Genomic DNA, 13451 nt, shown 5'->3' on the forward strand with positions numbered 1-13451 from the left:
TGTGGCACCTATACGACTGAGGCCCTGTGGCCCGCGGTTGGAATGGCTGGCGCGTTACACCGACAACAGGAGGAATTCACGCTCCCATGAGCTGATGACCCGCTTGAAGTTCTCGTGCTCGGCGCGCTTGACCGCTACATAGCCACGCAGGAACTTCTCGCCGAGGTACTTCTCGGCATCCTTGCAGGCTTCCATGCGTTCCAGGGCCTGCTCGATGGTCAGCGGCAGGCGCAGGTTGCGCCGCTCGTAGCCGCGCCCCTTGACCGGCGCACTGGGGCGCACACCCTCGACCATGCCGATGTAGCCACACAGCAGGGTGGCGGCGAGCACCAGATAAGGGTTGGCATCGGCCCCGGCCAGGCGGTTTTCCACCCGGCGGTTCTGCGGGTTGGCTTCGGGCACACGCAGGCCTACGGTGCGGTTCTCTTCGCCCCACTCGACGTTCACCGGTGCCGAGGTGTCGGGCAGGAAGCGGCGGAACGAGTTGACGTTGGGGGCGAACAGCGGCAACAACTCGGGAATGTACTTCTGCAGACCACCGATATGGTTGAGGAACAGCTCACTCATGCTGCCGTCGTCATTGGAGAAGATGTTCTTGCCGGTTTTCAGGTCCACCACGCTCTGGTGGATATGCATGGCACTGCCGGGCTGATCGGTGATTGGCTTGGCCATGAAGGTCGCCGCCACGTCGTGCTTGAGCGCCGCCTCGCGCATGGTGCGCTTGAATACCAGGATCTGATCGGCCAGGTGCAGTGCATCACCATGCCGGAAGTTGATCTCCATCTGCGCCGGACCTTCCTCGTGGATCAGCGTATCCAGATCCAGGCCCTGCAGCTCGCACCAGTCGTACATGTCCTCGAACAGCGGGTCGAACTCGTTGGCGGCATCGATGGAAAAACTCTGCCGGCCGGTTTCCGGACGCCCGGAACGGCCCACCGGCGCCTCCAGCGGGAAATCCGGGTCGGCGCAGCGCTTGGTCAGGTAGAACTCCATTTCCGGCGCGACAATCGGCTTCCAGCCCTTGTCGGCATACAGCTTGAGCACGTTCTTGAGGATGTTGCGCGGCGACAGCTCGATGGGGTTGCCCTGCTTGTCGAAGGTGTCGTGAATGACCATGGCGGTCGGCTCCACCGCCCAGGGCACCAGGAATACGGCCGCCGGATCAGGCCGACAGAACATGTCGATGTCGGCTTCATCGAGCAGGTCGTAGTAGATGTCGTCCTCCACGTAGTCGCCGGTCACCGTCTGCAGCAGCACACTCTCCGGCAGGCGCATGCCCTTCTCGTCGAGGAACTTGTTGGTGGGCGAGATCTTGCCGCGGGCAATCCCGGTCAGGTCGCTGATCAGGCACTCGACTTCGGTGATCTTGCGTTCTTTCAGCCAGCTGGTCAGCTGGTCAAGCTTGGCGCTCATACAAACCTCGGTTGGAAAGAGAAACCGCCCTGCGCGGTTCCTCAGCGTTGTTTCTGACGCATCCGGCAGGCCTCGGCAAACGCCTGAAAAATAGCCAGGGACTGCGGATTGGACTGCATTTGCCATTCCAGGTGCCACTGTACGCCGAGCAAAAAGCCCTGCGTCGGATCCAGCGCCACGGCCTCGATCAGGCCGTCCGGAGCACGCCCCTCAATCCGCAGCGCGGGCGCCAGGCGGTCGATACCCTGGCCGTGCAGCGAATTGACCGGAAATTCCGCAGGCAATCCCAGGCTAGCCAACAGCCCGCCCGGCTGCACCTGCAGCGCATGACGCGCGGCGTACTGCAGCGCCGCATCTGCCTCGGCCGGCTCACGGTGCTCGAGCAGCCCAGGCAGCCGATACAGGGCGGGATGCAGACTGCCGCCCAGCGCCACGTTGATTTCCTGGAAACCACGGCAGATACCCAGCAGCGGCACACCAGCGGCACAGGCCGCACGGATCAAGGGCAAGGTGGTGTGGTCGCGGGCCGGATCGCTGCAGCCCTGCGCGCTGTCGGCAGGCCCGCTATAGTGATGGGGTTCGATATTGCTCGGCGAGCCGGTGAGCAGCAGGCCATCCACCTGCGCCAACAGGCTTTCGCTACTCACGGCATGCCCCAGGGCCGGCAGAATCAACGGCAGTCCGCCGACCGCGAGAATGGCCTGCAGGTACTTGTCGCCGGCGATATGGTAGGGGTGCAGGCCGACCTGGCGAATGCAGGCGACGACCCCGATGACTGGCATGACGGCCATGGGCTTTACCCGTTTTATTGCTGTTATGGGCTGCGACCGAGAGTAGCCTTGTTCATTTTTTTACACAATAGGGCTGTAAAAAATCAAACACAGGCCACTGAGCAACGCATGACAGCCGCCTTTGCACGACCCTGGACGCCCCATAAAAGGCCGCAACGCACCAAAAAAGAGCAAAACAGGGCGCTATTGACAGCCTAGGGGCTTTAAGATTGACTCACTGCATCAGCAGTGCGTGATTGATATTTTTAACAAGAAAGGTGTTGCATCATGTCGGTACCCCCGAGTGCCGTTACGCTCAATGAAGCGAACGAGTTCCTTAAGGAACATCCTGAGGTGCAGTTCGTCGACCTGCTTATTGCAGACATGAACGGCGTGGTGCGCGGCAAGCGCATCGAACGCGCCAGCCTGCACAAGGTATATGCCAAGGGCATCAACCTGCCCGCCTCGATCTTTGCCCTCGACATCAATGGTTCTACAGTAGAAAGCACCGGACTGGGCCTGGACATCGGCGATGCCGACCGGGTCTGCTTTCCCATCCCCAACACCCTGAGCAACGAACCCTGGCAGAAGCGTCCGACCGCCCAGCTGCTGATGACCATGCACGAACTGGATGGCACACCCTTCTTCGCCGACCCGCGCGAAGTGCTCCGCCAGGTTGTCGAGAAGTTCGACGCGCTGGGCCTGACCATCTGCGCCGCCTTCGAAATCGAGTTCTACCTGATCGACCAGGAGAACGTGAACGGCCGTCCGCAGCCGCCACGCTCACCGCTGTCGGGCAAGCGCCCGCAGTCAACCCAGGTGTACCTGATCGACGACCTCGATGAATATGCCGACTGCCTGCAGGACATCCTCGAAGCCGCCAAGGAACAAGGCATCCCGGCTGACGCCATCGTCAAGGAAAGTGCTCCGGCGCAGTTCGAGGTCAACCTGCACCACGTGCCGGATGCCATCAAGGCCTGCGACCACGCCCTGCTCCTCAAGCGCCTGATCAAGAACATCGCCTACGACCATGAAATGGATACTACCTTCATGGCCAAGCCCTACCCGGGCCAGGCCGGTAATGGCCTGCATGTGCATATCTCGCTGATCGACAAGAAGACCGGCAAGAACATCTTTGCCAGTGAGGATCCCCAGCACAACGCCGCGTTGCGGCATGCCATCGGCGGTGTGCTGGAGACCCTACCCGCCTCGATGGCCTTCCTCTGTCCCAACGTCAACTCCTACCGCCGCTTCGGCGCGCAGTTCTACGTACCCAACGCGCCGAGCTGGGGCCTGGACAACCGCACCGTAGCCCTACGCGTACCGACCGGCAGTGCCGATGCCATTCGCCTGGAGCACCGCGTGGCCGGCGCCGATGCCAACCCCTACCTGATGATGGCGGCTATCCTCGCTGGCGTGCACCACGGCCTGACCCGGCAAATCGACCCGGGTGAACCGATCGAGGGCAACTCCTACGAGCAGCTGGAACAGAGCCTGCCCAACAACCTGCGTGATGCCTTGCGCGAACTGGACGACAGCGAAGTGCTCAACCAGTACATCGACCCGAAGTACATTGATATCTTCGTCGCCTGCAAGGAAGCCGAACTGCAGGAGTTCGAGACCACCATCTCCGACCTCGAGTACAACTGGTACCTGCACACCGTATAGGGTGACTTGCCCTGTGGCACCGGCCTGGCGTCCAATAGCAGGCCGTTGCCCCGGAGCCTTGCATGTCCCGTTCCAGCTCACCACGCAAGCCGCGCGCCAGCAGCCAGGCGCGCATCGCCACGATCCTCAACGCAGCCCGCAGCCTGCTCGCCGAGCAGGGCGTGGCGGCGCTGACCATCTATGCCGTGGCCGAGCGTGCGGGCATCCCACCCTCCTCGGTGTACCACTTCTTCGCCAGCGTACCGGCGCTCCTCGAAGCATTGACCCGCGAGGTGCATGCAGCCTTTCGCAACTGCCTGGAACAGCCCGTGGCGCATGACACACTGCACAGCTGGCATGACCTGGCGCGCATCATCGAGCAGCGCATGCTGGCCATCTATGCGACCGACAGCGCCGCGCGACAGCTGATCCTCACCCAGCACGGCCTGGCCGAACTGACCCTGGCTGACCAGCAGCACGACCTGGAGCTGGGCCAACGCCTGCAGGCGTTGTTCAACCGTCACTTCCCGCTGCCCCAGCTACCCGATGAGGTGGATGTGTTCGCCCTAGCCATGGAGCTGGGTGACCGTGTGTATGCACGCTCGGTACAACTGCACGGGCAGATCACTCCGCGCCTGGCCAGCGAGGGCATGCGGGTGTTTGAAGCCTATCTGGGCCTGTACCTGCCGGCGGCGCTGCCGCGGCGCAGCGCGCCGCTGTCAGACTGACGCCAGCCCCTGGCGCGGTCGAAACACCAGGAAGCGCGCCAGCTCAGCCAGCGGCAAGGCGCGACTGATCAGATAGCCCTGCACCTGATCGCAGCCAAACTGGCGCAACAACTCCAGTTGCGCCGGCAGCTCGACACCTTCGGCGACCACCTGCAGGTCGAGGTTATGCGCCAGGTTGATCATCGCCTGCAGCAGGCGGCGCTTTTCCGCATGCTCCTGCAGCCCGGCAACAAAGCCCTTGTCGATCTTCAGCAGGGCAATCGGCAGGCTGGCCAGATGCTGGAAGGACGAGAAACCGGTGCCGAAGTCATCCAGGGCAAAGCGCACGCCCAGCTCGCCCAGGGCATCCATGGTCTGCCGCACCTGATCACTGCGGCGCATCACCGCGGTCTCGGTCAGTTCGAACTCCAGCCAGCGCGCATCCACGCCACGCTCATCGAGCAGGCGGCGCAGGGTGGCCAGCAGCTGGCTGTCCTGAAACTGGCGGAACGACAGATTGACCGCCATGTGCAACGGCGCCAGGCCGCGCCCCAACAGCCACTGCATGTCGCGCATGGCGCGAGCCATCACCCAGTAGCCGAGCGGCACGATCATGCCGCTTTCTTCGGCCAGCGGCACGAACTGGTCGGGGCCGAGCAGGCCCAGCTCCGGGTGCTGCCAGCGCACCAGCGCCTCCAGACCCACCACCTGCTGACTGTGCAGGCACAGGCGCGGCTGGTAATGCAGCTGCAGTTCGTCACGCCGCAGGGCTCGGCGCAATTCGCTTTCACGCTCGGCCTGGCTGCGCCGCCCCAGCACACTGCGCTCGTCATACAGCTGGTAGGTACAGCCCTGGCTGGCCTTGGCCTGCTGCATGGCCAGCTGGGCATGCCAGAGCAGCTGATCGGCACTTTGTCCGGCGCGCGCCTGGGCCAGGCCCAGGCTGCAGCCAAGCAACAGGGTCTCGCCATCCAGCCAGTAGGGTTCGGCCAGTTGTGCGGTGATCTGCTCAGCGAGTTGCTGGGCACGCTGACTATCCGCCCCCCCCTGCAGCAACAGGGCAAATTCGTCACCGCCGAGCCGCGCCAGTTGCTCGCCCGGCTGCAACTGGCTGCTCAGGCGTGCCACCACCTGCTGGATCAGCCGGTCACCGGCTTGCTGGCCCAGGCTGTCATTGGCATAGCGGAAATTGTCCAGATCGAGAAAGCCCAACAGCACCTGGCCCGGCGCCGCCGCCAAGCGCAGCCCCAACAGGCGATGAAAGCCCTGGCGGTTGGCAATCCCGGTTAGCGCATCCTGCTCGGTGAGCTGTTGCAAACGCCGGCTCAGCGCGTGGCGCTCCACCACGTGCTGCAGGCTGCGCTGCAACAGGCTGGCGCTCAGCTCCTTGCGGTACAACCAGTCGCCCTGCACAGGTGGCGGCTGGTCAGCCTCCAGCAACTGAATCAGCGGCAAGCTGCAGCGGCCGGCAGGCGGTTGCAGCGCGGGGGTGGCCAACAGTACCTGCGCCAGCGGCGACAGGTCTTCGTCCACGCACAGGGCACAGGCGGCACTCCAGGACGGCGCACTGATCAGCTGCACCTGCCCCTGCAACGCCTGCACGCAGGCACGCAGCGACACCAGCCAGTGATCTTCACTGGCCAGCAGCAGCACACGCAGTGGATAGTCGCGAGCCAGCACCTGAACCTTCCCCGGGGACTACAGCAAAAAAGTGCCATTCCTCGGCCTGTACGCGCCGTTTTGCGGCGTCTATGCGGGCAACTCATCCGGTGCGGCCCGGCCCGCCACCTCGCGGCAGGCCGCACAAGCCTACCGGATTCTGCGCATTCGCCAAGGCTGGCGCAGTGCCACCCCGCCGCGCAGCGCCGCCGCCCAGCCAGCCAGCCTGTTAGAATGCCGCCCCGTTGTGAGGTAAGCGCATGTCCCGACTCAATCCCCGTCAGCAGGAAGCCGTCAACTACATCAGTGGCCCGCTGCTGGTGCTGGCTGGTGCCGGCTCCGGCAAGACCAGCGTGATCACCCGCAAGATCGCCTATCTGGTGCAGCACTGCGGCATCCAGGCCCGCCACATCGTCGCCATGACCTTTACCAACAAGGCTGCACGGGAGATGAAAGAACGCGTCGGCAGCCTGCTCAAGGGTGCTGCGGCACGCGGCCTGACGGTGTCGACCTTCCACAACCTGGGCATGAACATCATCCGCAAGGAATACGCACGGCTGGGCTACAAGCCCGGCTTCTCGATCTTCGATGACGGCGATATCAAGGCCCTGCTCACCGACATCATGCAAAAGGAATACGCTGGCGATGACGGCGTCGACGAAATCAAGCAGTACATCGACAGCTGGAAGAACGACCTGATCCTGCCCGAGGAAGCCCTGGCCGGCGCCCGCAACCCAAAGGAACAGACCGCCGCCATCGTCTACCTGCACTATCAGCGCACGCTCAAGGCGTACAACGCGGTGGACTTCAACGACCTGATCCTGCTGCCGGTCAAGCTGTTCCAGGAGCACGCCGACATCCTGGAAAAATGGCAACAGCGCATCCGCTACCTGCTGGTCGACGAATACCAGGACACCAACACCAGCCAGTACCTGCTGGTCAAACAGCTGGTCGGACAGCGCTGCCAGTTCACCGTGGTTGGCGACGACGACCAGTCGATCTACGCCTGGCGTGGCGCGCGCCCGGAAAACCTGATGCGTCTGAAGGAAGACTACCCCTCGTTGAAGGTGGTGATGCTCGAGCAGAACTACCGCTCCACCAGCCGCATCCTCAAGTGCGCCAACGTGCTGATTGCCAACAACCCGCACGTATTCGAGAAACAGCTCTGGTCGGAGATGGGCCACGGCGACGAGATCCGCGTGATCCGTACGCGCAACGAGGAAGCCGAATGCGAGCGGGTGGCCCTGGAAATCCTCACCGAACACCTGCGCACCCAGCGCCCGTACAGCGACTTCGCCATCCTCTACCGCGGCAACTACCAGGCCAAGCTGATGGAGCTGAAGCTGCAGCACCATCAGATTCCCTATCGCCTGTCCGGCGGTACCAGCTTCTTCGCCCGCCAGGAAGTGAAGGATCTGATGAGTTACTTCCGCCTGCTGGTCAATCCGGATGACGACAACGCCTACCTGCGGGTGATCAACGTACCACGCCGGGAGATCGGCTCGACCACCCTGGAGAAGCTCGGCAACTACGCCAGCGAGCGCAAGATCAGCCTGTATGCCGCCAGCGACGAGCTAGGCCTGGCCGAGCATCTGGACAGCCGCTACACAGAGCGCCTTTCGCGGTTCAAACGCTACATCGACAAGATCCGCGAACTCTGCGCCGGCAACGACCCGATCGGCGCCATTCGCAGCATGATCATGGATATCGACTACGAAAACTGGCTGCGCCAGAACGCCTCCAGCGACAAGGTCGCCGAGGCGCGCATGGGTAACGTGTGGTTCCTCGTCGAAGCGCTGAAGAACACCCTCGACAAGGACGAGGAAGGCGACATGACCATCGAGGACGCCATCGGCAAGCTGGTGCTGCGCGACATGCTCGAGCGTCAGCAGGAAGAGGAAGAAGGCGCCGAAGGCGTGCAAATGATGACCATGCATGCCTCCAAGGGCCTGGAATTCCCCTCGGTGTACATCATCGGCTTCGAGGAAGAGATTCTGCCACACCGCTCCAGCATCGAGGCCGACACCATCGAGGAGGAGCGTCGCCTGGCCTATGTCGGCATCACCCGCGCCAAGCGCAATCTGACCCTGACCTTCGCCGCCAAGCGCAAGCAGTACGGTGAAGTCATCGACTGCACGCCGAGCCGCTTCCTCGACGAACTGCCGCCAGAAGACCTAGTCTGGGAAGGCCAGGAAGACACCCCGGTGGAGGTCAAGACAGCACGCGGCAACGACGCCCTGGCCAGCATGCGCGCCCTGCTCAAGCGCTGACCAAGCGCACAGCCGCAAAGCGGCTTCCCGGCTAGACTGCGCGCTTCCGTCGTCTCGCAAGGAAGCGCACCATGTCCCATCGCCTGTACCTGTACAATAAAGCCGAAATCGGCAGCAGCGAGGATGACTGCCTGGCGCTGATGGAGTGGAGCTACGAGCTGCCCCTGTTGCTGCATCCGCTGTTCGCCCAAGGCGGCTGCGTCGGACACAACTGCTACAACGACCCGCACAGCGAAGAAGGCCTGTACGCCGAGGCGCCCGCCGGCATCGAGGCGCTACGTGCCTTCTATGCCTTCATCGAGCGCCACGCCGGCAGCCTGCTGGACGATGTCGAGGCCTTCCGCAACGCCCGCGAGAGAATCTTCCAGCTGCTCGACGGCCGCGCCCGACATGCCTGGTTCCACCTGGACGCCTGGGACCTGTTCAACATGCGCGACGACGACCGCCGCGCCCAGGCCGACGCCCTGCTGGAGGAGATCGCGCGCAACAACGCCTGCATCCGCGAGGCCATCGACAACGACAATCCGCTGCTGCTGGACAACTGTCCCGCCGTCGATGCGCCCTGGGCCGGCAGTTTCCGGGCATTGCTCAACCACAGCGGCTACGACTACGGCTGGGAACCGCTCGGCTCGATGCTGCCGGTGCAGGATGAAGATGCGCCACAGATCTTCTGCGAGAACCAGCTTTACGGCCTGCGTGCGGCAGACGGCCGGGTGCTGATCGAGCCCCGCTATCAGGCCTTCTTCGACTTCGACCGGCTCAGCGACAGGGCCTGCGTACATCTGGACGGGCGTTTCGGCTATGTCGACCGCCGGGGCCACGAGGTGATCGCCTGCCAGTTCGAGGACGCCTTCGACTTCGCCGGCGGCCACGCGCTGGTCGCCGAGAGCGGCAAGTTCGGCCTGATCGACCTGCAGGGGCGGCTGACCGTGCCCTGCCAGTTCGAAGCCGGCGAGCCACTGGATCACACCGGTGCCACCTGGGCCGTGCAACAGGGCGAGCTGTGGGGGGTGATCGACCCGCAGGGCAACTGGCTGCTGCCCGCACAGTACCGGCAGATCCAGGCGTACGAGGGCTACTACGCCGCCAGACCGGCGAAGGGCCCGCAGCACCTGTTCACCACGCGCTTCCACGACCTCGGCGCCATCGGCATCGACAACCTGCAGAGCTTCGACCTGGATAGCCGCGAGACCTATCTGATTCGTCGCCGCGACGGCCAGCAGTGGCGCTGGCGCGCGCTCGACGATCAGGGCCAGGCGCTGCTGCCCGGCGAGTACCAGGCGCTCGACTACCTGCACGACATGCAGGCCTGGTTGGTGCGCGACAACCGTCTGTACGGCCTCTATCGCCATCAGCAACAGCGCTGGCTGCTGCCCTGCGCCTACACCCGGATCGAGCTGCAGCTCGGTTGCCGGAGCGCCGACGGCAGCTACTACTGCCGGGTCCAGGAGGGTCAGCACTGGGGCCTGTATCGCGGCGGCGCGCAGCCCGGCTGGAGCGCGCAGCCACGCTTCGAGCGCCTGGAAAGCCTCTACGACCAGTATTTCAGCGCCTGCCTGGAAGGCCGCTGGGGCATCCTCGACAGCGACGGCCAGTGGCTGCGCGAGCCACTCGACCAGGCGCGTGCCGAGCACCGCTTCGTGCAGAGCGAGGAGCGTGCGCTGGTGTTCCGCGACGACCGCGCCTGGCTCCTTCAGGCAGACGGCAGCAGCCAGCCGCTGGCGGCCGAGCGCGCCCTGCAGATCGTCGACCGCTACGCCCAGTTCGGCCTCAGCGAGGTGCAGCAGGCCTGCCTGCAGCGCAGCGCCGGCGATCTCTGGCTGGCCCTAGACGCACACCGCCGCGGCGTGACCGCCCTCGAAGCGCAGGACTACGAGAAGGCCCGGCCACTACTGCTGCGCGCCGTGGAGCTCGGCAACAGTGATGCACTCAATGACCTCGGCTGCCTGCTGGACCATGCCGACCAGGACCATGCCGGCGCCCTCGCCTGTTTCCAGCGCGGCAGCGATGCCGGCTCGGCGCTGGCCGCGCGCAACCTGGGCGACTGCTACCGCCAGGGCCGCGGCTGCACCCAGGACCGGGCGCTGGCGCGCCACTACCTGCAGCTGGCCACCGAGCGCAGCCACCGCCCGGCCCACCTGGAGCTGGCCCAGCTGCTGCTCGACGAGGAAGCCGACTACGACCTGGCCCTGCAGCACTTCACGGCCGCCTGGCGCTACGGCGACAAGGATGCCAGCGCCAACTACCTGGGCTGGTTGCATGAGCAGCGCGAGGACTATGCCCAGGCGCGGCGCTACTACCAGCACAGCCTGCGCAATGGCGACGGCTACGCGCACTGGCGCCTGGGCCGCCAGTACCTGCATGGCCTGGGCGGCAAAGCCGATCCGGGCAAGGCCCGCGAGCACCTGCAGCAGGCCTGCGCCGAGCAGTACGAGGACGCCTATCTGGACCTGGCCGAGTTACTGCTCGGCAACGAGGCCGACCAGGAACAGGCGCTGGAGTGGCTGCGCAAGGCACTCGACGCGGGTGTCGCCGGCGCCCGCGAACGCGCCGAGGGACTGCTGGCGCAGCGCCGCCAGTCCGGCCCGCTGGCGCGCCTGCTCGACCGACTGCGACAATAAACCGCAGCCCGCACAGCCAATGGCAGGCACAAAAAAACCGCCCGAAGGCGGTTTTTTTGTGGGCAAGCCAGGTGCTTACAGGCCAGACATGACCTTGATCGCAGCCTTCAGCTCGTCATCCGAGCAGTCCGAGCAGGTGCCTTTCGGCGGCATGGCGTTGATACCGGAAATGGCGGTGGCGAGGATGCCGTCCAGGCCGCCCTTGGCATCGGCGCGGGCTTTCCAGTCGGCGCTGTCACCCACTTTCGGCGCGTTCAGCAGGCCCGTGCCATGGCAAGCGTTGCAGTGCTTGGCAACGATATCGTCACCGCTACGCGCTGCAGCACCGGCAGACGCCGTAGCCGCGGCGGCTACACCGGCGCACTCCTGGCCCGCGACACACACCTGACCGACCGGCTTGATGCGCTCGGCAACGGCTTCATCGGTAGTCGCCTGGGCGCCCATAGCCCACAGGGCCAATACGGCAGCCTTGGCTACCAGCATCTTGTTAGTCAGCTTCACCCTTAAACCCTCATCGTGGCTAGTATCGCTCGCGGCCACGGCTTGCCGGAGCGTCGCGCAGTATACCGAAAAGCATACCAACACGCTGCAGCGCCGCGCAGCAGGCGATCAGAAGTTGGCCGGCGTGGTGGCGCTGATCAGCCGCGCTGGCACCTCGAACGGATTGCGGAAACGGTGCGGACGCGTGCTGTCGAAGTAGTAGCTGTCACCCGCCTCGAGCACGAACACTTCTTCGCCCACCGTCAGCTCCAGCCGCCCCTCGACCAGCAGGCCGGCTTCCTCACCCTCGTGGCTATACATCTCGGCACCGGTATCCGAGCCCGGCGGATAGGTTTCGTCGAGAAAGGCGATATGCCGTCCCGGCAGGGCCCGCCCGACCAGCTTCATGCTCACCGCCCCACTGGACAGATCGGTCAGCTCATCGGCGCGATAGACCACCTGGGTGGGCTGCTCATCATCGACATCCAGGGAAAAGAACTCCACCAAGGACATGGGAATGCCGGCCAGCACCTTTTTCAGCGAGCTGATCGACGGGCTGACGCTGTTCTTCTCGATCATGGAAATGGTGCTGTTGGTGACACCGGCCCGCTTGGCCAGCTCACGTTGCGACAGCCCCTTGAGTTTACGGATGGTTTGCAGTCGAACACCAACGTCCAATGCGGGTTTCCTCCTCGGCAGGAATGCGTGCATTGCAAGTATGATGGCAACAGTGTTCAGTATTTACAACATGCTTGCCGGCATGATCGCCGCCGTTACCGCCACGCCCAGCCGTCAGGCCCCGCAATAGACACGTGGCACCCGCTTGAGGTTACAGAACAGCTGGTAGGGAATGCTGCCACTGAGCTGGGCCACTTCGCTGGCGGCAACCGCCCCGCCCCACAGTTCAACCCGGCTGCCCAGGCCGGCCTGCGGCAGGTCGCTGATATCCACGCAGAGCATGTCCATGGAGACCCTGCCGGCCAGGCGCGCCGGCTGCCCATCGACGCGGATTGGCGTACCGTCCGGGGCGTGACGCGGATAGCCATCGGCATACCCCATGGCCACTACGCCAATCCGCGTCGCGCGCGGGCAGACGAAGCGTGCGCCATAGCCCACCGGCTCGCCGGCAGGCAGCTCGCGTACGCTGATGATCCGCGACTCCAGGGTCATCACCGGGCGCAGTTGTGCCGCCTGAGGCTGTGCCCCGGTAAATGGCGTGGCGCCGTAGAGCATGATGCCGGGGCGCACCCAGTCGCTGGGCAGCTGCGGCCAGCCGAGGATGGCCGGCGAGTTGCACAGGCTGATCGCGCCGGGCAAGCCGCTGCGCGCCTGGTTGAACAGCGCCAGCTGCTCCTCGGTGCGCGAACAGTCCAGCTCATCGGCACGCGCCAGGTGGCTCATCAACACCACCTCACCGACCTGCCCGCAGGCCTTGAGGCGACGATAGGCCGCCGCGTACTCGGCGGCATGCAGGCCGACGCGGTGCATGCCACTGTCCAGCTTGAGCCATACGTTGAGCGGCTGTTGCAGACGCGCCTGCTCGATGATCGCCAACTGCCAGGGGGCATGCACCACGCACCACAAGCGATGCTGGTCAATCAGGGCCAGCTCGCTGCTGTCGAAAAAGCCCTCGAGCAGCAGGATCGGCGCGCTGATGCCCGCGTTGCGCAACTCCAGGGCTTCTTCAATACAGGCCACCGCATAGCCGTCGGCCAACCCGGCCAGCGCCTCGGCACAACGCAACGCGCCATGCCCATAGGCATCGGCCTTGATCACCGCCAGGGCCCGCGCACCGCTCAGTTCACGGGCCAGCCGGTAGTTGTGGCGCAGGGCTTGGAGATCGATCAGCGCACGAGCGGGACGCATGGCGGCAGGCTTTCCAGG

The 13451-nt window shown here is 64.6% G+C and carries 10 protein-coding genes; 4 read left to right on the forward strand and 6 right to left on the reverse strand.

The genetic code is table 11. The features are described from left to right. Window positions 1-54: 54 nt before the first annotated feature. Both CW360_RS10870 and CW360_RS10875 read right to left on the reverse strand, forming a co-directional pair. A complete protein-coding gene (locus tag CW360_RS10870) occupies window positions 55-1413 on the reverse strand; it encodes a glutamine synthetase family protein (protein ID WP_093984432.1) in 1359 nt (452 codons plus the stop codon). 41 nt (window positions 1414-1454) lie between these two features. Next, on the reverse strand, window positions 1455-2204 hold the full coding sequence (locus tag CW360_RS10875; RefSeq protein ID WP_101193714.1) for a gamma-glutamyl-gamma-aminobutyrate hydrolase family protein: 750 nt from the start codon (window positions 2202-2204) through the stop codon (window positions 1455-1457). A gap of 267 nt (window positions 2205-2471) precedes the next feature. Here CW360_RS10875 and CW360_RS10880 point away from each other — a divergent pair, with 267 nt between their 5' ends. Then, window positions 2472-3851, forward strand: coding sequence for a glutamine synthetase family protein (locus CW360_RS10880; RefSeq protein WP_101193715.1), 1380 nt, complete (start codon window positions 2472-2474; stop codon window positions 3849-3851). Between the two features lie 62 nt (window positions 3852-3913). Beyond that, window positions 3914-4558 (forward strand): TetR/AcrR family transcriptional regulator, encoded by a 645-nt coding sequence (locus CW360_RS10885; RefSeq protein ID WP_101193716.1) that lies wholly within the window; start codon window positions 3914-3916, stop codon window positions 4556-4558. Here the strand turns inward: CW360_RS10885 and CW360_RS10890 are convergent. Beyond that, a complete protein-coding gene (locus CW360_RS10890) occupies window positions 4550-6217 on the reverse strand; it encodes a putative bifunctional diguanylate cyclase/phosphodiesterase (RefSeq protein WP_392527823.1) in 1668 nt (555 codons plus the stop codon). The genes CW360_RS10885 and CW360_RS10890 overlap by 9 nt on opposite strands. A 239-nt stretch (window positions 6218-6456) precedes the next feature. On the opposite strand from CW360_RS10890, the gene rep reads away from it, so the two are divergent. Beyond that, window positions 6457-8466, forward strand: a complete 2010-nt coding sequence (gene rep, locus CW360_RS10895; protein ID WP_101193717.1) for a DNA helicase Rep — start codon at window positions 6457-6459, stop codon at window positions 8464-8466. Window positions 8467-8537: 71 nt separating this feature from the next. Continuing rightward, a complete protein-coding gene (locus CW360_RS10900; RefSeq protein ID WP_101193718.1) occupies window positions 8538-11087 on the forward strand; it encodes a WG repeat-containing protein in 2550 nt (849 codons plus the stop codon). Window positions 11088-11162: 75 nt separating this feature from the next. On the opposite strand, the gene CW360_RS10905 is transcribed toward CW360_RS10900, so the two are convergent. The 3 genes from CW360_RS10905 to alr form a co-directional block, all read right to left on the reverse strand. After that, window positions 11163-11588, reverse strand: coding sequence for a c-type cytochrome (locus CW360_RS10905; protein ID WP_093984426.1), 426 nt, complete (start codon window positions 11586-11588; stop codon window positions 11163-11165). A gap of 108 nt (window positions 11589-11696) precedes the next feature. Continuing rightward, window positions 11697-12245, reverse strand: coding sequence for a cupin domain-containing protein (locus CW360_RS10910; protein ID WP_101193719.1), 549 nt, complete (start codon window positions 12243-12245; stop codon window positions 11697-11699). A 114-nt stretch (window positions 12246-12359) separates the two neighbouring features. Then, window positions 12360-13433: an alanine racemase gene (alr, locus tag CW360_RS10915; protein WP_101193720.1), complete on the reverse strand. Its 1074-nt coding sequence runs from the start codon at window positions 13431-13433 to the stop codon at window positions 12360-12362. Window positions 13434-13451 lie beyond the last annotated feature (18 nt).

The organism is Pseudomonas fluvialis, assembly GCF_002835605.1.
Classification (GTDB): Bacteria; Pseudomonadota; Gammaproteobacteria; order Pseudomonadales; family Pseudomonadaceae; genus Aquipseudomonas; species Aquipseudomonas fluvialis.